The sequence below is a fragment of the Pseudomonas sp. CFBP13508 genome, from assembly GCF_005233515.1.
In the GTDB taxonomy this organism is placed as follows: Bacteria; Pseudomonadota; Gammaproteobacteria; order Pseudomonadales; family Pseudomonadaceae; genus Aquipseudomonas; species Aquipseudomonas mercuritolerans.
This window is the reverse complement of the sequence record NZ_QFZZ01000010.1, coordinates 93,330-119,782: the sequence shown is the minus strand read 5'-3', so window position 1 is coordinate 119,782 and position 26,453 is coordinate 93,330. Positions and strand designations below refer to the sequence as shown.

The 26,453-nt window shown below is 61.4% G+C and carries 14 protein-coding genes; 8 read left to right on the top strand and 6 right to left on the bottom strand.

The genetic code is table 11. The features are described 5' to 3' along the window. Positions 1-28: 28 nt before the first annotated feature. Entirely contained in the window at positions 29-3,985 is a 3,957-nt protein-coding gene (locus PspCFBP13508_RS24050) for a DUF6543 domain-containing protein (RefSeq protein WP_137215886.1), read from the bottom strand. Between the two features lie 194 nt (positions 3,986-4,179). Between PspCFBP13508_RS24050 and prmA the strand changes: the two genes are divergently transcribed. The 8 genes from prmA (at position 4,180) to PspCFBP13508_RS24010 (ending at position 14,566) form a co-directional block, all read left to right on the top strand. Further along, a complete protein-coding gene (gene prmA, locus PspCFBP13508_RS24045) occupies positions 4,180-5,058 on the top strand; it encodes a 50S ribosomal protein L11 methyltransferase (protein ID WP_137215885.1) in 879 nt (292 codons plus the stop codon). A gap of 30 nt (positions 5,059-5,088) precedes the next feature. After that, positions 5,089-6,357, top strand: a complete 1,269-nt coding sequence (locus tag PspCFBP13508_RS24040) for a DUF3426 domain-containing protein (protein WP_137215884.1) — start codon at positions 5,089-5,091, stop codon at positions 6,355-6,357. A 185-nt stretch (positions 6,358-6,542) separates the two neighbouring features. Beyond that, positions 6,543-7,553 carry a tRNA dihydrouridine synthase DusB gene (dusB, locus tag PspCFBP13508_RS24035; RefSeq protein WP_041480672.1) on the top strand — a complete coding sequence of 337 codons (1,011 nt, stop codon included), beginning with the start codon at positions 6,543-6,545 and terminating at the stop codon, positions 7,551-7,553. Then, complete coding sequence (gene fis / locus PspCFBP13508_RS24030) at positions 7,550-7,870, top strand: DNA-binding transcriptional regulator Fis (RefSeq protein ID WP_002555375.1); 321 nt, start codon at positions 7,550-7,552, stop codon at positions 7,868-7,870. Before dusB ends, fis begins: the two co-directional genes overlap by 4 nt. An 83-nt stretch (positions 7,871-7,953) precedes the next feature. Continuing rightward, positions 7,954-9,561, top strand: coding sequence for a bifunctional phosphoribosylaminoimidazolecarboxamide formyltransferase/IMP cyclohydrolase (gene purH, locus PspCFBP13508_RS24025; protein WP_137215883.1), 1,608 nt, complete (start codon positions 7,954-7,956; stop codon positions 9,559-9,561). A gap of 173 nt (positions 9,562-9,734) precedes the next feature. Next, entirely contained in the window at positions 9,735-11,030 is a 1,296-nt protein-coding gene (gene purD / locus PspCFBP13508_RS24020) for a phosphoribosylamine--glycine ligase (RefSeq protein ID WP_137215882.1), read from the top strand. 99 nt (positions 11,031-11,129) lie between these two features. Then, entirely contained in the window at positions 11,130-13,907 is a 2,778-nt protein-coding gene (locus PspCFBP13508_RS24015) for a hybrid sensor histidine kinase/response regulator (protein WP_130910590.1), read from the top strand. A 62-nt stretch (positions 13,908-13,969) separates the two neighbouring features. After that, on the top strand, positions 13,970-14,566 hold the full coding sequence (locus tag PspCFBP13508_RS24010) for a MarC family protein (protein WP_016771870.1): 597 nt from the start codon (positions 13,970-13,972) through the stop codon (positions 14,564-14,566). An 86-nt stretch (positions 14,567-14,652) separates the two neighbouring features. On the opposite strand, the gene PspCFBP13508_RS24005 is transcribed toward PspCFBP13508_RS24010, so the two are convergent. The 5 genes from PspCFBP13508_RS24005 to cobG form a co-directional block, all read right to left on the bottom strand. Beyond that, a complete protein-coding gene (locus PspCFBP13508_RS24005) occupies positions 14,653-21,516 on the bottom strand; it encodes a TcdA/TcdB pore-forming domain-containing protein (RefSeq protein ID WP_241669548.1) in 6,864 nt (2,287 codons plus the stop codon). A 587-nt stretch (positions 21,517-22,103) separates the two neighbouring features. Further along, positions 22,104-23,804 carry a precorrin-3B C(17)-methyltransferase gene (gene cobJ, locus PspCFBP13508_RS24000; RefSeq protein WP_137215880.1) on the bottom strand — a complete coding sequence of 567 codons (1,701 nt, stop codon included), beginning with the start codon at positions 23,802-23,804 and terminating at the stop codon, positions 22,104-22,106. Continuing rightward, complete coding sequence (locus PspCFBP13508_RS23995; RefSeq protein ID WP_039757046.1) at positions 23,804-24,535, bottom strand: precorrin-2 C(20)-methyltransferase; 732 nt, start codon at positions 24,533-24,535, stop codon at positions 23,804-23,806. The genes cobJ and PspCFBP13508_RS23995 overlap by 1 nt, the downstream gene beginning before the upstream one ends. Then, positions 24,535-25,161 carry a precorrin-8X methylmutase gene (locus PspCFBP13508_RS23990; RefSeq protein WP_130910593.1) on the bottom strand — a complete coding sequence of 209 codons (627 nt, stop codon included), beginning with the start codon at positions 25,159-25,161 and terminating at the stop codon, positions 24,535-24,537. The genes PspCFBP13508_RS23995 and PspCFBP13508_RS23990 overlap by 1 nt, the downstream gene beginning before the upstream one ends. Continuing rightward, positions 25,154-26,452, bottom strand: coding sequence for a precorrin-3B synthase (gene cobG, locus PspCFBP13508_RS23985; RefSeq protein WP_343287077.1), 1,299 nt, complete (start codon positions 26,450-26,452; stop codon positions 25,154-25,156). The genes PspCFBP13508_RS23990 and cobG overlap by 8 nt, the downstream gene beginning before the upstream one ends. Position 26,453: the final 1 nt, after the last annotated feature.

Below are 26,453 nucleotides of genomic sequence, written 5' to 3'. Positions count from 1 at the left end.
TCGGGTTTTTTTATGCCTGAACGACGCGTCAGTTCATCAGCACCATCGAGAACGCCTGGTCCTCTACCATCGCCGCGGTCGCCCGGCTGCCGGCCCTATCGACCACGCTGCCGACGGCATTCTCGTGCAACGCTTCACTGCGGACACGGTCCATGAAGTTCTGGGCACGTATCGAGAGTCGGTCGGTTGAATATGGCGCTCTGTCGATAAGCGCTTTGTACACGTCACCAACCTGACCAGCGGAATGCTTGAACACTTTCGAGACTCCATTGTTCAGATTCAACACTACCCCGTAAGTGTTGCCCAGGCACGAGGAGTACGACCAGTAATCCCACGTCGGTTGCAGGCCATGTTCGCGCAGGACACGCCTGACCGGGCCGCCGATGTCAGCGCCCATCGACACCCAGTCACCTCCCACCAGCGTGGCGCGAATATCCTGGCCGGCGTACCCCAGACGTTCCAACACGCCGCTTACACTGCGCTGGATCAGGGGGCGGATATTGTGATCGAAATGAATCACCGCCCCTGTTCTCGTCGTCGGGTTGTACAGCGAGGCAATGACGCAACTCTGCGCATTCAGCGAAAACAGGTAGTTGTCTCGCGATCCGGGAACGGCACGCCCCACCACCGCTTCGCCCTGCATCGCACCGCGGTTGAGCAATGGTTCGACACGGGCCGGAAATGCATCACGCAAATTGTTCACCCGCCCAAGGTTGCGGACGTTGCCGCCTCTGAGCCCGACCCGGTCATGTGTCCACCTGCCGCCAGGGGCAAGACGTATCGGTTGCTGATAGATAGCTGTCGGGCGGCGGGCATCGACCAGGCTCAGACCACCGAAATGCGGATTCTCCCTGACCAGGAAATACTTGCCTCTGTTACGGATGTAATAGGCCGGTTGCGGCTGTTCAGCACTGGGCGGACTGCGCCAGGTGCCGAAAAACACACCGTCGTCAGTCACCTTTTGCAAGCGTTCGGGCCTCTTGCTGACGGCCTGCCTGGCATGGAAGCGGACTTCCCGGATCGCCGGCAGCGCTTCCTTGTGCACCGGAGCCACGGTACTCAGGTGCTCTGACAACAATGAGACGGGCCTCATCGTGTGTTTCAGACTTCTGGCCGCACCGCCCAGCAACTTGATCGCACTGCCGGCACCGACCATGGCAAACAGCGCACCCCACGAGGCCTCCAGCCAGTGTCCGAGAGCGCCATCGACATCGCCTTCCAGATGCGCAGCGACAGCCTGACCAGCGCTGATGGCAATGAACACGACATCGAGCAGCAAGGCAAAGGGAGGAAACACCATACAAAACGGTGCGGCGGCGAACATCAGCCCCTTGACCACCTGGCGCTCGATCATTTGCGCGCGGCTGGTGGTGATGTCTTGCACATCCGTGACCGCGCGCTCGATGTACGCATTGAACTCGCTGCGGGCGTCAACCAGGCGCTCCGCTTCGTAGAGCACATCGACGCGTTGTTTTTTCGCCGCAATCGCGTACAGGGTGCGCGACACGATGCTGCGTGCAGCAACCGGCGTACGCGCCATCAGATAGTCATGCAAGGTTCCCGCGATGTCGCCGAAAAGTGAATGATACGCACGCACCACAATACCGTCGGGCGCATCAGGCGTGTACAGCCACCAGGACGGCTCAGGGTCGAACGAAGTCAGAACGTAAACCCCGAGCACGACGTGATTGCGCACGGTGAACCTGAACACGCCGTCGCTTTCAACCATACGGGCGCCCGGATAATGCGTACCCGGCGCTGGCAATTGACTCAACAGTGTGACCTGGCGGACCAGCGCTGAATACACCGCGTCGCTCAGACGCGCCTGACTTCTGGCCACGCGCAAATCACGATCCATTTTTGACAGCAGCACGTTGCGGTAGGCGAAGCGACGCGGTTCGTAGGCGGCATTACGAGGGTCGAGATATTTGCTGCGGATCTCGTCGGCGTATTTCTCGCCCAGCCAGGCCCGGCGCAGATACAACGCCAGATCGGCGCTGCGCACCAGGCTCAAATCCTGCCCGACCGACGAGCGCACGCCTTTTTTCGGGTGCTCGATGCCGGAGTTGTCGTCGTAGCCGTGAATCGCCAAGTCAAGCAGTGTCGCCACCTGCTGCTTCCTGCGATCGGCAACGCCGGGGTTGTAATCGATCAACACAGTGGCCGGGTCGACCGGTTCCAGCACGTTCTTGCTGCGCATGTAGGGCGCGATCGCTGCGGCAACCGTGCGCCTGGCGAAATCGACAAACACTTCAAAGCCGCCCAGCAGCTCGTTGAAAACCTGCTGATGAACAATCAATTCCTGATTCAGGCTGCTGATGCGCCGGCGCGCATCCAGACCGAGCGTTGTGTACCAACGCAGCGAGTTGTCCACCTCGACCTGCTGCAGGTTTTTTGCCAGGCCCATTTTTACAGCTGCTTCGACGCACTCCGCGAATGACAGGGGTGCACGTCGAATGTCACTGGTCATGCCCCAGAGGGCCGGGTTGTCCGCCACGGCCAAAAGATAGTCACGCGCCGTACGATGTGCCGTCGGCGAAAGCTGCTGCAACAGGTACTCGCGGCCGGCTTCGCTCTGCGTCCAGCTCCACACCTCGCCGGTCAACGCCGCAACAGACGTTAACCGCACCCACTCCTGACCGTTCGGCTTGTTGGGCGCGTACAGCACCAGGTTACTTACCGCTTGCGCAGTCTCTGCATGGTAGAACACCAGAAGATCGGTGCATTGCATGCCGTTGGGCAGCGTCAGTGCGGCCACTTGCAGGGGCTTGCTTGCAGCTTGCCCGGACCACGTCTGCTCCAGAAGTTCATGATCGGACTCCGACAGATGAGCTGCACAACGCGCGACGTATGCGCTCTGCCGGAGCCGAGCGGTGAACCAGTCGATCAGCGCCTTTTGCACTTCTGTGCGCTTGTACTGCTCGGCGAGGACTCGCAGGTAATCTGCCGGATAGTCCTGTTCCGCCAGCATGTCGGCAATGAATGTCGGCTTGAGTGACTGGTTGCGCAAAGGCGCAGTACTGGCGATATACAGGACCGCTGCGAAGTCCTGACCGATCGGCCCGGATGCCAGCAAGTCGGTCAGGCTGCGATTGCGCGTCGGCTCGCCGACTGCCGAGCGCCATCTGAGTCGCACGTCGATCCGATCCGGTTCAACCGTCATGTCGAGCTTGCGCTGAATGTATTCGATGGCCTGCTGCCGGGCAAAGGCGCGCAAGGAGCCGTAGCCCTGCAGCAGCTCATCGAGCGCTGTCCGGGACAGTGACGTCTGCTCCTGATAATGGCGCAACAAGGCGCGATCCGGGTCCTTCAACACCTTCATCCACTGCGGCAGTTGCGCGAAGGAGTGCGCCTCGAGAATCTTTTTCTCTGCACCGGTTGCCAATGCAGTCAACCGGTACCGACGGGTGCCTCGGGCCTGGACTCTATCGATCTTTCGGCGCAACTGATTCAATGTCACGCCCACGAGCCGGTCACGACGCAACAGCGACTCGATGTCCTTGATATAGCGCCGCAGCTTGCGCTTCATCAAACGATCGAACAACGCCTCCTGCCCTTTTGTCGCCCAGTGTTCGCGCAGGTATTTCTTGTACTGGTCGAGGAAGTGCAGCGAAACGGAATCCACCGTCCGGGCGACGTGCTCCCGGCGGCTGGCTGGCAACCCGAGGTCAGCGGCTCCCGGCCAGCGAAATGGAGCGTCCTGGACTGCCAGGAACGTGACTGGCTTGCCGTCGAGAAGCTTTTGCAGAATGGCATCGAGCAGGGCAACCACGAACCCCGGATCGAAATGACCTTCGGGATAATCAATGCGCAATTCAGTCAACGCGTAATGCTCCAGCGCCTCGAGCAGCGTCATCTGGCTGCTCAAGCGCTTGTCGATCATCACCTGCCAGCGCGTGATGCGTAGCAGGATTTCCTGCACCGACCCCGTAGGCGCCGCAGCTACAGGTAGTTTTTCTTCTACAATCCCTTGTTGATCCGCCATATCGTCCAGCCTTTTGTTGCATGGAAATGAGCCCCCACTCTATTTCACGGCCAGCGTGCCCAGGCCGTACATATGTATATGGCACCTGCGGATGTGTTACAGCCGACTGGCGTGTCCACTTTGCCGGCGACCTGGCGTAAACTGCGCGCTTTTGCAGCTTCGGGCTGCCCCACAGATTTTCAAAGGTGCCCGCCATGCCTTGGCTGCAAGTCCGTCTCGCCATCACTCCGGAACAAGCCGAAACCTACGAGGATGCATTTCTCGAAGTCGGCGCCGTGTCGGTGACTTTCATGGACGCCGAAGACCAGCCGATCTTCGAACCGGAACTCAACACCACACCGCTGTGGTCGCACACCCATTTGCTGGCCTTGTTCGAGGGCGGCACGCAACCGGAGCCGGTCCTCGCCCATCTGGAATTGCTCACCGGCAGCCCGCTGCCCGAGCACCACAGCGAAGTCATCGAGGACCAGGACTGGGAACGCAGCTGGATGGACGGTTTCGAGCCGATGCGGTTCGGCCAGCGCCTGTGGATCGTGCCGAGCTGGCACGCCGCCCCTGAGCCTGATGCGGTCAACCTGCTGCTGGACCCGGGCCTGGCGTTCGGCACCGGCACCCACCCGACCACCGCGCTGTGCCTGGAATGGCTCGACGGTCAGGACCTGAAAGACTGCCACGTGCTCGACTTCGGCTGTGGCTCGGGGATTCTGGCGATCGCCGCCCTGCTGCTCGGCGCCAAGGAAGCCGTGGGCACCGACATCGATGTGCAGGCACTGGAGGCCTCGCGCGACAATGCCGGGCGCAACAACATTGCCGACGAGTTGTTCCCACTGTATCTGCCCGAGGATCTGCCGCAGGTTCAGGCTGACGTGCTGGTGGCCAATATTCTCGCCGGCCCGCTGGTGGCCCTGGCGCCGCAATTGTCCAGCCTGGTCAAGAGCGGTGGGCGCCTGGCGTTGTCGGGCATCCTCGCCGAGCAGGGTGAAGAAGTCGCCGCCGCTTATGCGCAGGACTTCGAGCTCGACCCGATCGCCAATCGCGACGGCTGGGTGCGCATCACCGGGCGTCGGCGCTAAAATGACCGCTTGCCTGAACCGGATCGCCGCATGACCGACAGTTTCGTCACCCAGTGCCCGCATTGCCAGACCAGTTTCCGCGTCAACCATGCTCAGTTGAGCGTGGCCCGCGGGGTGGTTCGTTGCGGCTCCTGCCTGCAAGTGTTCAATGCCGCCAAGCAGCTGCTCGAGCAACATTCTGGTAAGGACACGGTGACGCCGACCGCACCAGCGCTGCCTGAAGCGCCCGCACCTGTCAGCGATTCTGCGGTCGTCGAACAGATCCCCGCACCGCGCGCCATCAGCCAAAAGCAATGGAGCGCGTCGGAACTGGATCTGGACGGCCTCGATCTGGACGAAGAACTCGCCCGCCTCGAACAGCGCGAAATCCAGCCGGTCGCCGAATTCGGCCGGGCCCGCGAAGAATCCTTGAGTGCGCGGCGCGACAGCGCGGAACCGGACGAAGGCACATGGCCCGACAGCCTGTTCAGCGAGCCTGCCGATGAGCGCAGCGCAGCGCCGGATGTCGAGCCGGATATCGACGGCATCGAAACCCTCGAATCCGAGCGCACCGAGCGCACCGAGCCATCGTTGTCACTGGAACCGGTGGACCTGGATGACGAGCCGCCGATCCCGCAACTGCGCTTGCACGATCCGATCGATCCCAACGTCCGCCGTGAGCGATTTTCGGCCAGCGACGACAGCGATGACGACGATCTGCCATTGATCACCTCGCCGCGCAAAAAACGCGAAAGGGCCGAGCCCGGCGTGCGCGCCGAGGTCTTGCAGGATCTGACCGACGACCCGCTGCAACTGGACTGGCAGCAACGCCGTTCGCCCTGGGGCCGGCGCCTGCTCTGGCTGCTGCTGGTGGTGTTGGCGGCCGGCGGTCTTGCCGCTCAATACGTTGCCTATCACTTCGAGGAGCTGGCGCGGCAGGATCAATACCGCCCATGGTTTCAGCAGATCTGCCCGCAGATCGGCTGCACCGTGCCGTCCAAAGTCGACATCGGCAAAATCAAGAGCAGCAACCTGGTGGTGCGCAGTCATCCCGAGTTCAGCGGCGCGCTGGTGGTCGACGCGATCATTTACAACCGCGCGACCTTTTCCCAGCCGTTTCCCTTGCTCGAGCTGCGTTTTGCCGACCTCAACGGTCACCTGATCGCCAGTCGTCGCTTCAAACCTGGCGAGTATCTGAGCGGCGATCTCGAAGGCCTCGCGGAAATGCCGCCGCAGACGCCGATCCACATCGCCCTGGATATTCTCGATCCGGGGCCGAAAGCGGTGAATTACAGCCTGAACTTCCATTCACCGGAATGAACCGCTTCAGCGTTTCCCGATTGACGGCATTTTTCTGACTGGATCGCAGCCAACCAAACCGTTGGCGATAACAGAATAACTGTTCAGATTTTGTTCAATTCAGCCTTTAACCAGTCATCGAGAGCGGGTATCATGCCCACCCTTTTTCGAACTCTCATGATCCGGCCCCACTTCAGGGAAGTCCTATGTCGGCGGTACGCATCGGCCCATATACATTGCAGAACGGTTTGATCCTCGCCCCGATGGCGGGCGTCACCGACCAGCCCTTTCGTCAGCTGTGCAAGCGTCTGGGCGCAGGACTTGTAGTCTCGGAAATGGTCACCAGCGACATGAGCCTGTGGAATACCCGCAAGTCGCGCATGCGCATGATCCACGAAGGCGATCCTGAGCCGCGCTCGGTGCAGATCGCCGGTGGCGACGCGCAGATGCTGGCCGATGCGGCACGGGCCAACGTCGAGCTGGGCGCGCAGATTATCGATATCAACATGGGTTGCCCGGCCAAGAAGGTCTGCAACAAGGCCGCCGGCTCCGCGTTGCTGAAAGACGAAGCACTGGTGACCGAGATCCTGCAGGCCGTAGTGGCCGCGGTTGATGTACCGGTCACCCTGAAGATCCGCACCGGCTGGGATCGCGAGAACAAGAACGGCCTGAACGTGGCGAAGATCGCCGAACAGGCCGGGATCACAGCGCTGGCCGTACATGGCCGTACGCGCGCCGATCTGTACACAGGGGAAGCCGAGTACGACACGATTGCCGCGATCAAGCAGGCCGTGTCGATCCCGGTGTTTGCCAATGGCGATATCGATTCGCCGGAAAAGGCCCGTTACGTGCTTGACGCGACCGGTGCCGATGGCCTGCTGATAGGCCGAGCCGCTCAAGGGCGGCCATGGATTTTTCGCGAGATCGAACATTTCCTGCGCACCGGCGAGAAATTGCCCGCACCGGAACTGAGCGAAGTTGAACGCATCCTGCTGGAGCATCTGGCTGCCCTTCACGCCTTCTATGGCGACGTGATGGGCGTGCGCATTGCCCGCAAGCATGTGGGCTGGTATCTCGCAACCTTGCCGGGCGCCAGGGAGTTTCGCGCCCGTTTCAATCGTTTGGATGGTACGGAAACACAATGCGCCGACGTTCGGGAGTTCTTCGCCGAGCGTTACAAGAGCCTGACAGGGGACGAAGAAGGGGTGGCCGCATGACGATGATGACCGAGACTTTAGTGAGTGGAACAACACCCGTGAGCGACAACGTGAATTTGAAACAGCACCTCAACACGCCGAGCGAAGAAGGCCAGACCCTTCGCGGGAGTGTCGAGAAGGCGCTGCACAATTATTTCGCCCACCTTGAGGGCGCGTCCGTCACGGATGTGTACAACCTGGTGCTGTCCGAAGTCGAGGCGCCCCTGCTCGAAAGCGTGATGAACTACGTCAAGGGCAACCAGACCAAGGCCAGTGAGCTGCTGGGACTGAACCGCGGCACGCTGCGCAAGAAACTCAAGCAGTACGATCTGCTGTAAGCATTCAATCAAACCAGAAAGGCGCCCGCGTAAAAAACGGTCGCCTTTTTTGCTGACTTCCTTTGCTTTTGATGGAAATTGAGATGACCGACCAGACTACCCGCCTGCCGATCCGCCGCGCCTTGATCAGCGTTTCCGACAAGACCGGGATCCTCGAATTCGCCAAGGAGCTTGAAGCGCTGGGCGTCGAGATCCTCTCCACCGGCGGAACGTTCAAGCTGCTGCGTGACAACGGCGTTGCCGCAGTGGAAGTCGCGGATTACACCGGTTTCGCCGAGATGATGGACGGTCGGGTGAAAACCCTGCACCCGAAAATCCACGGCGGCATCCTCGGTCGTCGCGGTACTGACGACGCGATCATGAACGAGCACGGCATCAAGCCGATCGATCTGGTAGCGGTCAACCTGTACCCGTTCGAAGCGACCATCAACAAGCCAGGCTGCGACCTGCCGACCGCCATCGAGAACATCGACATCGGCGGGCCGACCATGGTCCGTTCCGCAGCGAAAAACCATAAAGACGTGGCCATCGTGGTGAATGCCAGCGATTACGCCAACGTCTTGGAAAACCTCAAGGCCGGCGGCCTGACCTACGCTCAGCGTTTCGACCTGATGCTCAAGGCCTTCGAACACACCGCCGCCTACGACGGCATGATCGCCAACTACATGGGCACCGTGAACCAGGCCGCTGAAACCTTGAGCACTGAAGGTCGCAGCGAATTCCCGCGCACCTTCAACAGCCAGTTCATCAAGGCCCAGGAAATGCGCTACGGCGAAAACCCGCACCAGAGCGCGGCGTTCTACGTGGAAGCCAAGCCGGCCGAAGTCGGCATCGCCACCGCCACCCAGTTGCAAGGCAAGGAACTGTCGTACAACAACGTCGCCGACACCGACGCTGCGCTGGAATGCGTGAAGAGCTTCGTCAAGCCAGCCTGCGTGATCGTCAAGCACGCCAACCCGTGCGGCGTTGCCGTTAGCCCGGACGCCGAAGGCGGCATTCGTCAGGCTTACGAACTGGCCTACGCCACCGACACCGAGTCGGCGTTCGGCGGCATCATCGCCTTCAACCGTGAACTGGATGCCGAGACCGCCAAGGCGATCGTCGAGCGCCAGTTCGTTGAAGTGATCATTGCCCCATCGGTCAGCGAAGAAGCCCGCGCCATTGTTGCCGCGAAAGCCAACGTACGCCTGCTGGCCTGCGGCGAGTGGTCGGCTGACCGCGCCGCTGCCTGGGATTACAAACGCGTCAACGGTGGCCTGCTGGTGCAGAGCCGCGATATCGGCATGATCAGCGCCGACGACCTGAAAGTGGTGACCAAACGCGCACCGACCGAACAGGAAATCCACGACCTGATCTTCGCCTGGAAAGTCGCCAAGTACGTCAAATCCAACGCTATCGTCTACGCCAAGAACCGCCAGACCATCGGTGTCGGCGCCGGCCAGATGAGCCGCGTCAACTCGGCCCGCATCGCCGCGATCAAGGCTGAGCACGCCGGTTTGCAGGTGGCCGGTTCGGTCATGGCGTCCGACGCGTTCTTCCCGTTCCGCGACGGCCTCGACAACGCGGCCAAGGTCGGTATTACTGCGGTGATCCAGCCCGGCGGTTCGATGCGTGATGCTGAAGTGATTGCCGCTGCCGATGAGGCAGGGATTGCGATGGTGTTTACAGGAATGCGTCATTTCCGGCACTGAGTTGCGGCAGCTACAAGCCTCAAGCTGCAAGCTGCAAGAAAAAGCTGATCTGAGTCGCTTTCCCTTGCAGTTGCAGCCTCACTAACTCAGAGCCACAAGCTGCCATCTGGCGCGATGCATACCCGCCCTTACTCGCAGCTTGTAGCTTGCAGCTTCTCCGAAGGAGTCTCTCTTTGAATATTTTGATCATTGGCAGCGGTGGCCGTGAACACGCTCTGGCCTGGAAAGTGGCTCAGGATCCGCGTGTGCAGAAGGTTTTCGTTGCACCGGGCAACGCTGGCACCGCCATTGAAGCCAAGTGCGAAAACGTCGCCATCGACGTGCTGGCGCTGGAGCAACTGGCCGATTTCGCGGAAAAGAATGTTTCCCTGACCATCGTCGGCCCGGAAGTGCCGCTGGTGGCTGGCGTCGTCGATCTGTTCCGCTCCCGTGGCCTGGACTGCTTCGGTCCGACTGCCGGTGCTGCGCAACTGGAAGGTTCGAAAGCCTTCACCAAGGACTTCCTCGCGCGCCACAAGATCCCGACCGCCGATTACCAGAACTTCACCGAGATCGAGCCGGCCCTGGCTTATCTGCGTGAAAAAGGCGCGCCGATCGTGATCAAGGCCGATGGCCTGGCTGCCGGCAAAGGCGTGATCGTCGCCATGACCCTGGCCGAAGCCGAAGACGCCGTGCGTGACATGCTCGCCGGCAACTCGTTTGGCGACGCCGGTTCGCGCGTAGTGATCGAAGAATTCCTCGACGGCGAAGAAGCTTCGTTCATCGTCATGGTCGACGGCAAGAACGTGCTGCCGATGGCCACCAGCCAGGACCACAAACGCGTCGGCGACGGCGACAGCGGCCCGAACACCGGTGGCATGGGTGCCTACTCCCCTGCCCCGGTGGTCACCGCCGAGGTGCATCAACGCGTGATGGATCAGGTGATCTGGCCGACCGTGCGCGGCATGGCCGAGGAAGGCAACGTCTACACTGGCTTCCTCTATGCCGGGCTGATGATCGACAAGGCCGGCAATCCGAAGGTCATCGAGTTCAACTGCCGCTTCGGCGATCCGGAAACCCAACCGGTGATGCTGCGTCTGCAATCGAGCCTGGTGCTGCTGGTTGAAGCCGCATTGGCGCAAGCGCTGGACAAGATCGAAGCACAGTGGGATCCGCGTCCGAGCGTCGGCATCGTACTGGCCGCGGGCGGCTACCCGGGCGACTACACCAAAGGCGCGGCGATCAATGGTCTGGATGCGGCGGCAGGTCTTGAAGGCAAAGTCTTCCACGCCGGCACCGCATTGAAAGACGGTCAGGTCGTTACCGCCGGTGGTCGTGTACTGTGTGCCACGGCCATGGGCGCGACCGTCGGTGAAGCTCAGCAGCAGGCCTACAAACTGGCCGCTGCCATCGACTGGAAAGGCTGCTTCTACCGCAAGGACATTGGCTACCGCGCCATTGCCCGTGAACGCGGCGAAGCCCAGGAGTAAGCGATCCATCAGGCCCGGCGCGGGATGCCATTCCTCGCCGGGCTGTTCGGTCGTCGCGCATCGTTATATTCTGGCATCAACCTACGAAGGGATTTCGCCGTGCGCTGGCTCAGGATTGCCATAAGCTTCACCGTCACGCTGATGACCTTGCTCTGCATGCTCCCGGCCCAGGCCGCGCAAGGCAGTGGCTGGTCGGTATTGCTTGACGATCAGGGCATCCTGCAACTGAGCGACATCCGTTCCGCTCGCTACACCAATCAATTCAGCCCCACCGAGCTTGACCGCCTGACCGCGGCCGAACCCGAGGGCGCCCTGTGGCTGCGCTTCAAACTGGCGCCGGGCAAGCACGAACAAGTGCTGCGCATCTTTGCCCCCGACCTGTCACAACTCAATCTCTACGTGCTCGACGGCGACCGGCTGATCGAGCAACGCAATACCGGCAACGAGCGGCCCCAGGCCGAACATCCTTTGCCGAGCAGCGATTTCATGCTGCCGCTGCCCCAGGCTGACAAGCCGCTGGACGTCTACGTGCGCATGGTCTCCGGCCATCAACTGCGCCCGCACATCACCCTGCAAGCGGCAATCGAAGGCGCCGCCGATCAGAAGCAGACGCTGATTTTCGGCCTGCTGTTCGGCTGCCTCGCCATGCTCCTGCTGCACAACCTGGTGCGCTACGCCTACTCGCGCTCGCGCAGCAGTCTGTGGCTGGCGATCTGTGAGGGCCTGCTGGGGCTGAGTCTGTTCCTGTTGCTCAACCTCGCCGGTCCGTGGCTGCCGAACTGGCAAGCCATTCAGACGCCGGGCGCTTATCTGGCATTGCTGCTGACGGCTCCAGCCGGGTTGATGTTCGCCCTGCGCTTCTTTGCGCCACTGGGCCAGCACGCGCTGAACAAACTGCTGTGGGGCGACATTCTGTTGATCGTCACGTGCAGCCTGTTGCTGCTGTTCGTCAACACCTTGCCGCTGAACATCATCACCTACGCACTGGTCGCACTGGCCGGCCTGAGCATGTTGCTGGTGGGCTTCTATCACTGGCAAAAAGGCTATCGCCCGGCGCGCCTGTTCGTCGCCGCCATGGTCGTGTTCAACATCGGCACGCTGGTTATCCTCCCGGCGCTGCTGGGGCTGACACTGGTCACGCCGCAAGGCCTGATCATGACGCTGATGGTGTTCATCTGCATCAGCGGCCTGCTGATGAGCATCGCCCTGGGCGAGCGACAGCGAAGCATCACCGAAAGCCGCTTCAGCATCAGCCGCGACCTGGCGGCAAGCAACGCCGAAATCAACGCCAAAGCCGAATTCCTCGCCAAGATCAGCCACGAAATCCGCACGCCGATGAACGGTGTACTGGGCATGACCGAGCTGCTGCTGGGTACGCCGCTGTCGGTCAAGCAACGCGATTACGTGCAAACCATCCACAGCGCCGGCAACGAACTGCTGACGCTGATCAACGAGATCCTCGACATCTCCAAGCTCGAATCCGGGCAGATCGAACTCGATGACGTGCAGTTCGACCTCAACGCCTTGATCGATGATTGCCTGAGCATCTACCGGGCCAAGGCCGAGCAACAGAACGTCGAGCTGATCAGCTTCATCCAGCCGCAAGTGCCACGGGTAATCAGCGGCGATCCGACGCGCCTGCGCCAGACCTTGCTGAGCCTGCTGGAAAACGCCCTGAAGAAAACCGAAGAAGGCGAGGTGCTGATCGTCGTTGCACTGGACGAGCGCAGCAGCAAACCGCGCCTGCGCATCGCCGTGCAGGACAGCGGCGTGCCGATGGAGCCGGAAGAGCGCGAAGCACTGTTGCACGCCGAATTGCACAGCAAGCACTTCCTTTCGGCCAATCGCCTGGGCGGCAATCTTGGCCTGGTGATTGCGCGCCAACTGATTCGTCTGATGCAAGGTGAGTTCGGCATCAAGAGCGGCGCCACTCAGGGCAGCACTTTGTGGCTGACCTTGCCACTGGACCCGGATCGCCTCGAACATCCGACGTCCGATCTGGACAGCCCGCTGCAAGGCGCGCGGGTATTGGTGGTCGACGATAACGACACCTGCCGCAAAGTGCTGGTACAGCAATGCAGCGCCTGGGGCCTGAATGTCAGCGCCGTACCGTCGGGCAAGGAAGCGCTGGCGCTGCTGCGCACCAAGGCGCACCTGCGCGATTACTTCGACGTGGTTCTGCTCGACCAGAACATGCCCGGCATGACCGGCATGCAACTGGCGGCGAAGATCAAGGAAGACCCGAGCCTGAACCACGACATTCTGCTGATCATGCTCACCGGCATCAGCAACGCGCCGAGCAAGATCATTGCGCGCAATTCCGGGATCAAACGGATTCTGGCCAAACCAGTGGCCGGTTATACGCTCAAGACCACGCTGGCGGACGAGCTCAATCAACGCAACAAGGGCCAGGTGGTGTTCCAGCCGCAAGTGGTTACGGCGGCCACTGCGGCGAAAGTGCCGAGCGACTTCCGCATCCTCGTCGCCGAAGACAACACCATCTCGACCAAAGTGATCCGCGGCATGCTCGGCAAGCTCAACCTGCAACCGGACACCGCGAGCAATGGCGAAGAAGCGCTGCAAGCGATGAAGGCCCAGCGTTACGATCTGGTGCTGATGGATTGTGAAATGCCGATCCTCGATGGCTTCTCCGCGACGCAGCAACTGCGCGCCTGGGAAGTCAGCAATCAGCGCATCCGCACACCGATCGTCGCCCTCACCGCGCACATTCTCGCCGAACATAAAGAACGCGCCCGCCAGGCCGGCATGGACGGACATATGTCCAAACCGGTGGAGCTGTCGCAACTGCGTGAACTGATCGAGCATTGGGTCGCCGAACGCGATCAGCAGAACCGGGCCACGACCCAGCCGTCGTAAACCGACAGATTGTCCGGTGCCTGATAGACTCCCCCCGACTCCATCGCCAGTGAGCTTGCATCATGCTCCATGTGTTGTTCAGCGTTTACCTGAAGATGCTGGTGCTCTACAGCCCGTTCTTCGTGTTGTCCTGCTTTATCAGCCTGACCCGTGGCTATTCGCGCAAGGAACAGCGGCGCCTGGCCTGGAAGGTCGCCCTCGCGACGCTGATTTCCAGTGTTCTGCTGTATCTGTTCGGGCGAGTGATTTTCGATGTCTTCGGCATCACCGTGGACGCCTTCCGCATTGGCGCCGGCAGCGTGTTGTTCATTTCCGCGCTGGGCATGGCTCAGGGCAAACCGGCGGTGCAGGCCGACAATGTCCAGCAGGACGTGACCATCGTGCCGCTGACCATTCCGCTGACGGTCGGCCCCGGCACCATCGGCGCCTTGCTGGTGATGGGCGTCAGCCAGCCGCACTGGGACGACAAGCTCACCGCGATCATGAGTATCGCCCTGGCCAGTTTCACTGTCGGTGTGGTGCTGTACCTGTCCAATCGCATCGAGCGGATTCTCGGTGATCAGGGTTTGCAGATTGTCAGCCGCTTGATGGGGTTGTTTGTTTGCGCGCTGGCCGCGCAGATCATTTTTACCGGCGTGAAGGGGTATCTGGTGCCTTGAGCGAGCACCGTATGGCCGAATGCAAAACAAAACGCCGCGGACGTTAACGTCCGCGGCGTTTTTTATCGCCCAGGTGAAAGGCCCCGTCAGGACAACTGCTCAACCACCGCTGACAAACTGACAGTTGCATCGCTGCCCTGCACTGCTGCGAATGCCCGCATCCACTGCGTCAAGGCGAACTGGCAGGGGCGACCGGCCACCCTGAGCGCCAGCTCACAGGCACCCTGCTCTTCGGCGTGGCGGACGATCAGCGTGTGGCCACTGTCCGGATCGGCAAACAGCATATCGGCATCGACCTTCGATATCAGAAAATGCCCGCATTCATCCAGATCCAGCACCAGCAGGCCCGGCTCCGCCGCCTGCACTGCCGATGGACGCCGTGCATCGACAACAACGCAATCCAGACGCTGCCAGCTTTCAGTCGAAATACGATAACCCTCCGTGCTCGAACCGAAGGTCAGGATCAACGTGTCCACGCCGTCGACAAGCAATGGCTGCACATCGGTAAGGTCATCGCTTACCTGTAGCGACATGACGTTGTCGTCACGCTGAGCGAAGCTGTTCGGCAACCATAAGCGGTCCGCCGTTGCGGCGCTGAAGATCAACCCGTCGATCGGGTCGAACAACAGCGGATCGGCACCATTGTGCGTACCGAGAAAAGTCGCCCATTTGCCATCGTCCCTTGCGCTCACCACAAAAAGCTTGTCGAGCGCCGGCGCGTAGTACTGATAGCGATCACCGGTATTTTCCACGGGCAGAAACGCAGCATGGGCTTGTCCATCCAGCAGTTGCTTCAGGCGTTCGCGCAATTGTTCAGAGGTCTGTCCGGGAACGTGCGACCAGTGGTTTTCCGTGCCGACAATTCGTGCCGGTTGCCGATCTTGCAGTTGCAGCGTCACGCCGTCTCGCGTGCGACCGAGCAAACCATTGCCGTGGGGCAACACTTCGCTGAACAGCCACGAAGACCAGACCGGTTCGGCCCGTGGCAACGTCTGCCGATGCCGGACAACGCTGGTGCCACCGAACGCCTCGCGGGCTTCTTCGAATGACACCAGCCTCTGGCGCCACAATGTTCCGGCTTCCGCATTCAGCAGCCAGACGGCCTCGCGGTCCGGCGTCAACCCCAACAAGGTCAGCTCGCCGCTACTCCTGGCATCCATCAGTACGAGCTTTTCGTCAATGCACCAGGCGGCCAGAAATGGCTGCCCGGCCTGAGCGTGCAGGCCAACAATCGCAAACGCTGCACCGCTGTATTCCTTGGCCAGCGGCGGCAGCGCTGCCAGCCAGTCGGGATTGTGTTGCAGCCAACGCTGGCTGAGGCCAACGAACTGCAGAACGTTTCCGTCGATTTCGGACAGCCAGTTATCGTCCCTGGCGTTAAGGTCGATTTCGAACAATCGACCATCGTTCAGGGTAGCCAGGTAGCGGTAGCCGATGCGCCTGAGATCGACCACGTCCCTGGCCAGCGCCTTGTGCCAGAAAACGTTGTCGGACAGTTCGATGCCGTGGCTGAGCATGCGGCTTTGCTTGCTGTAGAACAGCAGCGCGGTGCCCGGATCAGACGATGTGGGCATCAGCAGCACTCGGTCTGTGTCGCTGACGGTGTCAGCCCCGAAGTATCGACCGTTACGGACCCCGATCCACGCTCGCTCGAGCAGTTTATCGAGGCAATAAGCTTGAACATGCAGATAGGGCGCGCAGGTCCAGGTGCGGATCGCCGAGGCCATGGTCGTGGCCCCGTCAGCGTAGGCGCGACGTGTCTTCTGGCGGTAGCGCAAAAACGCTGTTCTGGTGCCCGGCTCCGGCTTCAGGAAAGAGTCTTGCAGATCGTCCGTCCACATCTTCATATCTGTGAGCGTCACGCCCTGATCGGTCAGATGAAATTCAAGCGTGGTGCGTACGTTCACGTCCTTTCGTTCAATCAACTGTTGCGAGACACGCAAAGTGCCGTCCGCGAGTTGCCTGAAAGCGGTGATTTTCGTGGCGGACTTGACGCTCAGTAAACGATAGCGGCGCACGACCAGGCCGCTGATCGCATCGACGCGCCAGACCGTAGCGTGATCGGGGTGATAGAACCACGCGTGATCAGCGGTGGCGGCACCCAGCAACAAGCCTTCGTGGACGTCAACCGGTACGTCCCGCGCGTACAACAGGCGCTTTTGCGCGACGTCGTAGTAGGCCGTTGTGCGCAGCGGGCGGGTGGCGGGTTGCAACGGCACGTTGAATCGCTGAAGCGCCAGGTAGCCCGCAGTGAGACGTTGTTCACGATCCAGTTTGCCCAGGCGGGCCATCACTTCGCCTGAGTTGTTGGTATCGCCGAGAGTAACGCAGACCAGGCGCAATGCATTGCGTTGCCAGTCCAGCTCAAACAACTCGCCGCCGGCCAGCTCGATCGTTCCCTCGAAAGCCGACAGCACGATAGCGTCGACCGTCAAATGGCGCCCCGCCAGATAAAGTCGCGCGCCATCACCTTCCGGTGAAGGTGTGGTGCCGAAACTGACCTGCTCGACACTGACCCAAGGCGCATGCACCCGCCATTTGCCGTAACCGGTCAATGTCACCTGCTTCAAACCAGGAGTCAGGCGCAGCTGACGGTGCCCTGGCGGAGCGGAAATTTCGTAGGAGAGTTTCTGCCGCCATTCATCGGGCAGGGTCGCAACCGCTATCTGGCGAACCTGATCATCCAGTTGCACGCTGATCGTCGTCGGTTTGTAGACAGGAAGGAGCTTGTAGAGAATGTGTTTGAGCGACGGCGTGCTGTGCAGGTAAAAGTGCTGTCTGCCGTGTTCGTCATATTCCAGCTTGTCTGCCAGGCGGTTGCGCAATTGCGGGTAGCGGGTGTGGATGCGCTCGTCCAGCTCTACCCTCAGCGCATCGCCCAGCGCTCCCAACGAGTTGAAATGCGAAAACCAGCTCGGCTCGGGACGTTCACTGGCACTGCGCGGTTCGACCTGTTCGCCCGGCAGGGGCTCGTAGACATGGCCGGCACCGCCCAACTGGTATTCGTAGCCGTAGTAACACAGCGGCGTGCAGGGCAACAGCACAGTATCAGCCTGCAGGTTCAGCGCTGCACGCTCGGGCAGGCCAAAGGCCTGGCGAATGTTCAGGGAAAGATGGACCAGTTTCGGATCATCGTTGTACTGCGGCAATTCAAATGGGCCACCGCTCCACGGATAAAACCGCTGACTGTCGAAACGCACCTGTCGGTCTTGCAGATCGAGGTGGGTAATCACGGCTTCGGCCGGGAAGTGCAACACCCCGTCGGTCAACCTGAAAGCGCCTGGCTGATAAGCGTTGTGGATGGCACGCAAATGATTGCCGACCTCGGTGGCCTTGTCGGCGATCTGCCCCAGGTTGCTGGCAATGGCCGTCGCACCGATGCCGACACCCAGCAGCGGCACGGACAGGACAGCCGCCGCTGCGCCCACTGCTCCACCGGCGGCCAGTGCGACAATATCCAGCCCCAACGCCGCGACATTGAATGCCAGCGACGTAGATAAGCGCGAACGCTGCTCGTAATTCTCCGCCAGCGAAAGGTTGTAAATGTCGAAGCCGATGTTGACCAGCGAAAATGCAAAGCCGACACCGGTGGCTGCCGCCCCGAGTACCCGGCCGGCCAGCGCTGACTGGCTCAGGCGCAGTGCCTGTTCACTGGCGGCCACTTGTCGCACCAGATTGATCACCTGAGCGCTATCGCTGACCACGGCGAAACCCAGTTGCGCATAACTGACGTAGGTCTGCACTTGCAGCGCGATCGACAAGGCGGGCACTTGATCGCCGGCCTGGTATTCGCGATAACGCATTTCAGTGATCAGGGTCTGGAGCGCAAAGGCGAAACTCAGGCGGCTGCCGCCGTCAGATTCGCCAGGAGCAGCGGCTTTTGTGGCTTTGACCATTCGTTCCAGATGCTGCTTGAGCTGCTCGAAGCGCGGATCGGCAGTGCTTGCCATTCGTGTCTGATGCGGTTTCTGCGCGTCGGCCAGGGTCAGCGAAAAAGTGCCGTCCGCCTGGGGCTTGAGGGTATCCAGCAGCGGCAGATATTCCCCCCCGAGCGAGTGGGCACTGCGCAACTGCTGCGTGGCATCGCTGAATGCCTGTGCCCAGTAACGCGCATCCACGTGCGCCAGGCTTGCGCCCATCCGCGCGTTTTCGCTGAGCGACCGCTGGCGCGCCAGCGCTTGCCTGGCCCAGACCGAAGCACGGCGCGAGTCGCTCGAAGGCGAGTGCAGAAAAGTGTCCACGCGCAACCCCGACGAGAGCCTGCGTGCGGCGATCACCTCGGTGTTCAGTTCGATCACGTTGAACTTCGCCCCGGCCATGTCGCCCAGTCCATAAAGCTTCGCCAGCGCACTGTCGCCTGCGCCCAGATAACGCTCCACGGCGAGCTTGGCATGGGCACCTTCAGCGAACGCATAGATGGCAAAGTTCGGGTCATAGAAGCGGTAAACGAACTGGCCGTCCACCTGCACTTTGGCCATCAGCAACGCGTGATCACCGGTGTCGAGCAGCAGAACGGTAGACGCATCCTTCGCCTCCAGCGTTTGCATCAGCGTGTCCAGATTTTGCAGGCCGCGCGCCTCACCGATGGCGCTGGTCGGCAAGCTGCGCAGTTCATTCAGCGCACTGAGCAAAGCCCTTGAGCCGGTTTGTTCAGGGTGAATATCTGCCGTGGCGGCACGCCCCACCAGTGTGCGCTCGGCTGACTCGCCTGCCACCAACGCCGCGCCCGTCAACAGCGCCAGCGGGTAACAGCGGCGCCCGGGGTCGCTGATCGTCTGCATCAGCAAATCCTGCGGCAATTGCCTGGCGCAAAGGGCTCCTGCGCCGACGAACACTTCGCGCACCTGCGCGCTGCGCTCAAGGATCCGGGTGCGGTACTCGCGCTGCGCGGTGCGATTGATTTGCCCGATACGTATGCCCCACTGCCGCACCGTCAGCGGTTCGAAGAGCGCCTGGACCTTGAGCTCGCGCGCCGCCAGCAAGGGATGCGCCGCGCCGCGCATCAGGGCGGCCTCGAGGGCCGGCCCCTGGCGCTGACGAATGGCTTTTTCGATGGCGTCAAAACGCGCGAACGTGCCGTCGCCGTCGGTTTCAACGGCAAGCTCGCGGGTAGTTTGCCAGGCAGCCGCGAAGCCCGCCTCGTCGAGACTGGCCGCGCCGAAAATCCCCCCGAGCAGGACCCGCACCAACGGACTCAGTTGCTCCAGCGGCAGCGAGTCGTGGGCGATTCGGCTGAACAATTCGTTGAGATTGCTGGACGTTTCGGCGCCATGGGAAACCGGCAACTCGCTTACCGTTTGCGCACGGATCAACTGACGCGTTTCGAAGCCGATGGAAACAGCATCGGTGAAGGTGATGTCACCGCTGATTTTTTCGCGCATGGCGTAGACAAAAGGTTCGCCCAGGTCATCGATCCATTGCTGCAAGACCGCCGTCAGCAACACCGGTTTACCGCCCACCACCGGCCAGCCCTGCTTGAACGTCAGCGTCTGTTGCGGCTTGAGCAGATCCGCCAGCTGGCCGGTATAACGCGACTTGAGTTTGCCGCTGCGCCATTTCTCCTGCTCATTGGCCAGCCATTGCGTCTCATCGTCATTAACCGTCCAGCCGGAAATCATTTCCTCTTCGGTGAACACGTTGTAGCCGTCAACCAACTTCAGATGATTGCGAATGCCATCGATCTGCTCAGGCAGCAGATACTCTTCAATGTATTTGGTCAACCCGGCTGCGGCGGCACCCGGCCCGGTAAGAGTGATCGTGCTGCGAGCGCCGACTCTGATGCCGTCCTGATAATAGGAATGGATAGCTTCGATGAGTCTGCCAGCGGCGAAATGGATCGTTGAAGCCGGAAACTTCTGCTGCGCGAGTGCTTCATTCACCACGTTCTGAATAACCGCGACCAGCCGCCCTGCGTCTGTCGTATCGATGCTATCGGTAATCACGCGACGCTCGACCTCCAGCAGACAGTCATAATTGAGGCGGATCATCTGCATGTACGCCATGGTCATGCCACTTTCCGCGTGGGCAAGAATATGCGCATTCATTTCTCCCGCCACGGGGATACCATGAGCAGTGCCAAGACGCATCGCATCTAGCGGCGCCGAGTGCTCTTGCGGGGCGACAAAGATTTCGCCAGGTCGGTGTTTATTGCGAGCAAACGTCTGCAACGCTGCCAGATCCGCAGCGGCAATGGTGCCGATTCTGTCGAGATAACGCTGACGATCGCGACCCGGCATCAATGTTTCATCGTTATTGAGCAACACCTGCAACACGCCAATACGTTGTTCTGCGTTGTAACTGCTGATATCGACATCGCCCAGCTTTTCAACCAACGGCGGCAAGTAATCCATGTCACTGTAACGACCGCCCTCCTGGTATTGAGCCTGCAAGCGCACAACATCACTGGCCGCTGCAAAGTTGCCGCGCATGGCCACTTCACGCTGATAGATATCTTCCAGAAAATGCCCGGCAAACTCCCGGCGAACATCACGCAACTGCAAGTCGTCGCCCGCCATTTGCTGATGGGTTTGCAGGCAGTGTTGGCGAAAGTTTTCCAGAGTCGCACGGTCTTTACCGTAAGCGCACACCATCAGCTCGATACGGGCCTGATCGGCGTCGCCTCGCCATTGCGGTTGTTGCAGGAACTCGAACATCTCGCGCTTCAATACCCGCGCACGATCTTCGATCATCTTTGCCAATACAGCGGGCTTGCTGATTGTGTCACCGCCCGATTCCATCGCATCGACTCTGGCGCTGTCGGTAATGACCCGGTTCATCTCGTACGCGAGCAAGGCGTCACTGTCGTACCAGAGACTGAACCGGTAATCCTCGGCGGCCAGAACCTGGCGCCAAATGTTCATGTAATCACGCTGGATACTGCCAACTTCACTGCCGCCGACCCAGACAAAATGCATGATTTTCGGCACTGGCGGGGCTGCGTCGCTGAGCATGCTCACAGTCTTCGTCAAGCGCACCGCATAACCGCGCAGTCTGTTTGCCACTGTGTAAACGGCCGTGGAGCCACGCGCCGACTTGCGGTTGGCCAAGCGATCAAAACAGGCGAGAAAGAGGGTTATTGCCTGCAGTTTTTCCGCAAGGCTCGCCGCCTGCCCCCCGCGCTCGTATATCTCAACCAGTTGTAAATAGTCGGCAGAAGCGGAGAACTCCTTGAAGTTTCGTTTCAGCGTTGAGAAGTCTTCAGCGGAAATGAAACCCGACTCGCCAACATACTGTTCCATGACACCCATAAGACTTCACCTGATTCAATTAAAGAATCCGAATGAAGTTATGCTGTCGGCGAGGCGACTTCAAAAAGCACAAGACTCAAATAATTTCCCGGGAAACATACACCAACGATGTAGTTGCTTATGCGCATGATCCGGAAATATATAAGTTCATGCTGGGGTTATTACTCGCACGCTGTCAACAGCCTGACCAACGCTTGCAGCGCTCAGTTGAAGACTGAAGAACCTGCCAGTGATGTTTGACTGGATGTCACGCCGAGGCAACTTGTTTACAACTTGCCTCGGCGTCAGGTTCAGCAAAGCGGCTTGTCCCCGTACCAACGCGGCGTATAAACCCAGTCACCGCCCCCGGCACGAGCAAACGTGCAGGTGGTCGAAGAGCCGATCAGCACCATCGTGCGCATGTCCACCTGTTCCGGCGTCAACGCGCCCAGCGTCGTGGTGCGCAGCGTCTGCCCCGGTCGGCCGATGTCCCGACCGAGCACCACCGGTGTTTCAGGCAAGCGGTGCTGCGCGACGATCTCCAGCGCCCGACCCAGTTGCCACGGGCGCGCCCGGGAAATCGGGTTGTAGAACGCCAGGACCAGATCCGCTTCGGCGGCCAGATCCAGACGTTTCTCAATGATCGCCCAGGGCTTGAGGTTGTCCGACAGTGACATCACGCAGAAGTCGTGGCCCAGCGGCGCACCGGCCTGAGCCGCAGTGGCCAGCGAGGCGGAGACGCCCGGGAGGATTTCCAGATCGACGCTGTGCCACGCCGGATCGTCCGATTCGTGCAGGGCTTCGAGCACCGCGGCGGCCATGGCGAATACGCCCGGGTCGCCCGAGGAAACCACGATCACCGAGCGGCCTTCGGCGGCGAGCCTGAAAGCATGGCGGGCACGCTGCATTTCTTCGCGATTGTCGGTGCAGTGCTGCACTTGATCGTCGCGGAACGGGCCGGCCATGCGCACGTAGGTTTCATAGCCCAGTACATCGGTGGCGCGGGCCAGTTCGGCTTTCACCGCGGGCACCATCAGTTCGGCGGCGCCGGGGCCAAGGCCAATGACCGCGAGGCGACCGCGCGGACGGCCGATTTGCGACACGTCCAGCGGTTGCTCGGCAATCGCGATCGCCAGATGTTCTGCGCTGATCACCTTCGCCGCAGGCACTGCAACTCGGGCCAACGCCTGAAGATCGTTTTGCGCTGCGACGAAGCGCAGCGGCACGCCTAACTCGAGCGCAGCCTCGCGCAGATTCGATGCGGCCATTTCAGCGTCCGCTGCCACCAGACACGCCAGTGCCGGCAAGGCCACGCTGGCCTGGTGCAACGCAGCGCGAATGGCGTTCGGCAGATCCGCCACCTCAGCACTCACTGCCACCGCCACACTGCGCGGGTAAATCAGCAATTCATCGGCGCTGGCCACCCGCTGCGCACTGCTCACATGAATCGACCGCTGCGCCTGCGGATCCTGCGGCAACTGCGCCTGATCCAGCCACGGCGCCGTGCCTTCGATGCGCACGCTGTGCCCGGCGAGCAGATCGGAAACGAAGCGTTTGCCCGATTCCAGATCAGCCAGTGCGTAGCCGCTTGGCGGATTGAGCAGGCAGGTGCCAAAGCGCAATTCGCCGCTGGTGGTGATCGCCGGCGCGACTTGCAGCGCCGCCGCAATCTCCCGGGCCATGACGTTGACCCCGCCGAGGCCACCGAGCAACGGCACCACCGCGCTGCCGTCTTCGGCCACCGCCAGCACGGCGGGTTCGGCGCCTTTCTCCAGCAACAGCGGCGCCAGCGTGCGAATGACAATGCCGGCTGCGCACAGGGCAATGATCGGCGTGTCCTGCTGATACAACGCGCGCAGGGTCGCGCCGAATTCCTCATAGCGGCTGTCGGCGCCTTCAACCCGTCCGGCAAGGCCATGGACCTGCGCCGCCGGGTAGACCTGTTGAATGCGCCGCGCCGTGGCGAGGCTGCCCTGGCCGAGAATGACGATGGCGGGAGTCGCTTGGCTCATCAACCTTGCCACCGTTCGCCCGGGACGATGATCAGCGAGAAGTACGGCGAGGACATCGGCTCGACCTGATCCATCGGCACGATCTTCTGATTGGCCATGGTCGCGCGCTCGACATACAACGCACGCTCGGCGAGGCCGAGTTCCTCCAGCACCTGACGCACCTTGGGAAAGTTGCGCCCCAGTTTCATGATCACCGCCGCATCGGCATCGGCCAGACGCCGCTTCAGTTCTTCGTGAGGCAGTACGCCGGAAAGCACCGACAGGCTCTGATTGCGATACACCAGCGGCGCTCCCAGCACCGAAGCGCCGCCGAGCATCGAGCACACGCCGGGCACGACTTCAGCCTCATAACGGCTGGCGAGGCGGTCATGCAGGTACATGTAGGAGCCGTAGAAGAACGGGTCGCCTTCGCAGATCACCGCCACGTCGCGGCCGGCATCCAGATGCTCGGCGACCGCCACAGCGGCTTCGTCGTAGAAATCGCTGATGACCTGCTCATACGACAGCGGTGCCGGCAACGCTTCGGTGGTCACCGGGTAGACCAGCGGCAGCAGATTCTGCGCCTCGACCAGATGCGCCTCGATGATGCCGAACGCATTGCCCTTCTTGCCCTTGGCCACGAAATACGCGACCACTGGCGATTCGCGCAACAGGCGCAAGGCTTTGACAGTGATCAGTTCCGGATCACCGGGGCCGACACCGAGGCCGATCAGACGTCCTTTGGCCTGCATCATTCGATCTCCGTAGCGAGGGCATTGACGGCGGCGGCGGCCATGGCGCTGCCGCCCAAGCGGCCTTGCATGATCACGAACGGCACGCCGCGACTGTCGGCGGCCAGTGCCGCTTTCGATTCGGCAGCGCCGACAAAACCCACGGGGAATCCGAGGATCAGTGCCGGTTTTGGCGCGCCGGCGTCGAGCATTTCCAGCAAGTAGAACAGCGCGGTTGGTGCGTTGCCGATCACCACCACACTGCCTTCGAGGTGCGGGCGCCACAGCTCCAGCGCGGCGGCCGAGCGGGTGTTGCCCAGCTCACGGGCGAGCTCCGGCACACTGTCGTCGCGCAAAGTGCAGATCACTTGGTTATTGGCCGGCAGGCGCGCGCGGGTCACGCCTTCGGAAACCATCCGCGCGTCGCAGAGAATCGGCGCACCGGCCGCCAGAGCATCGCGCCCGGCCTTGCCCGCGCCCTCGGAGAATTGCAGACCGTCGATGGCCTCGACCATGCCGCAGGCGTGGATCACCCGCACCGCAAGTTTTTCCAGATCGGCGGGAATGCGCGCCAGATTGGCCTCGCGGCGAATGATCGCGAAGGAGTTGCGATAGATCTCCTGACCGTCGCGGATGTAATCAAGCATCAAGGGGGCTCCGGGAGCGGGCGTCGAGCAGGGTCGCGGCCGCTTCAATAGTAAGGTTGCAGGCGTGCAGCGTGCCGAATCCGGGCTGTGCTGCATCGCGAAAATAGAGGTCGTAATGACCGGGGGCAACGGCCAGCAGCGTGGCTGGCGCGCAGTGGGCGGCGGCGCAGGAGCGCGAGCAGCCCGACAGGTGCACGCTGAGCCCTGCGGGCAGCAAAGGTGCCAGTTGCCAGGCATCCTGCTTGGTGTCGGCAAGGCCTTTGCCGCAGCCATCGGCGCCGGTGCAGGCGATCAGGCGAGCCAGTGGTTCGGCCTCGGTCGTCAACAGACCCAACGCCCGCAACTGCTCAAGCACGTTGTCGGTATCCGTGGCTTTCACGTTCGGCAGCAGCAGGCTCTGCCACGGCGTGAAGCGCAGACTGCCATCGCCAGACTGTCGGGCCAGTTGCGCCGCGCCACGCAGCATCGCCGGATCAAGTCGGCCCAGTGGCGGCACCGCGCCGACGTAGCAACGACCTTGCGTGTTTTGCTGATGAGCGCCGATGTGCAGCGCGTCTGCCGACGTCGGGCGCTGCCAGTTGCTGATCGCTTTGAGCGATACGCGCTCGCGCAACGATTCCAGAAACGCGAGCCTCGGCAACTCGTCGAGCAGATGGCGCATCCGTGTTTGCTCTGGCCGGGCCAGGTCGAGGAACAGTTCCAGCGCGGCGACCACCAGTGCGTGAGCGTTGTCCTGAGTCACAGCGCCGAGAGGGCGATCGGTCGGGCAACCGGCAAGACCGAATGCCCAGAGGACATCGCCGTCACGCTCGACTGCCGACAGCCACAGATCATGCGGATGTTCGAGCATCGCCAGCGCTTCGCCGCCATCGAGCTGCACGGCGAACTTGGCGCTCAACTCATGGAAGCGCGGATGGCTTTGCAAGGTGTCGAGGATTTGCCCTGCGAGCGGGCGCGTGTCGATCAGCATCTGCCGATCGATACCGGCGGCCGGGCTGAGCATCAGATTGCGCACATCGTCGCCGGCAGCGTTCTTCGGCCCAAGGCCAGCGGCCAGCAAGCGCTCGATCAGCGCCGCCGATTGCGCACCGATGCCGCGAATCTGCAGGTTGCCGCGATTGGTCGCTTCGATCGCACCGCTCGCAAACGCTTCGGCGGCAGCGGCCACCGCATCGGCCTGATCCGCGCTGATCGAACCACCATCAAGCTTGATCCGACAGATACCGCCGTCCAGTGCCTGGACGATACGCAGCAACCCCGGGCAGGCCGAGGGGCGTAAGGCGGTGGACATC

Bases quoted from the DNA above. Each gene is read 5' to 3' on its own strand.
- purH (WP_137215883.1), top strand. From the start codon at position 7,954: ATGACCGACCAGACTACCCGCCTGCCGATCCGCCGCGCCTTGATCAGC.
- PspCFBP13508_RS24050 (WP_137215886.1), bottom strand. From the start codon at position 3,985: ATGGCGGATCAACAAGGGATTGTAGAAGAAAAACTACCTGTAGCTGCG.
- cobJ (WP_137215880.1), bottom strand. From the start codon at position 23,804: ATGAGCCAAGCGACTCCCGCCATCGTCATTCTCGGCCAGGGCAGCCTC.
- PspCFBP13508_RS24040 (WP_137215884.1), top strand. From the start codon at position 5,089: ATGACCGACAGTTTCGTCACCCAGTGCCCGCATTGCCAGACCAGTTTC.
- PspCFBP13508_RS23990 (WP_130910593.1), bottom strand. From the start codon at position 25,161: ATGCTTGATTACATCCGCGACGGTCAGGAGATCTATCGCAACTCCTTC.
- dusB (WP_041480672.1), top strand. From the start codon at position 6,543: ATGTCGGCGGTACGCATCGGCCCATATACATTGCAGAACGGTTTGATC.
- prmA (WP_137215885.1), top strand. From the start codon at position 4,180: ATGCCTTGGCTGCAAGTCCGTCTCGCCATCACTCCGGAACAAGCCGAA.
- PspCFBP13508_RS23995 (WP_039757046.1), bottom strand. From the start codon at position 24,535: ATGCAGGCCAAAGGACGTCTGATCGGCCTCGGTGTCGGCCCCGGTGAT.
- cobG (WP_343287077.1), bottom strand. From the start codon at position 26,452: ATGTCCACCGCCTTACGCCCCTCGGCCTGCCCGGGGTTGCTGCGTATC.
- PspCFBP13508_RS24005 (WP_241669548.1), bottom strand. From the start codon at position 21,516: ATGCTCAGCGACGCAGCCCCGCCAGTGCCGAAAATCATGCATTTTGTC.
- fis (WP_002555375.1), top strand. From the start codon at position 7,550: ATGACGATGATGACCGAGACTTTAGTGAGTGGAACAACACCCGTGAGC.
- PspCFBP13508_RS24010 (WP_016771870.1), top strand. From the start codon at position 13,970: ATGCTCCATGTGTTGTTCAGCGTTTACCTGAAGATGCTGGTGCTCTAC.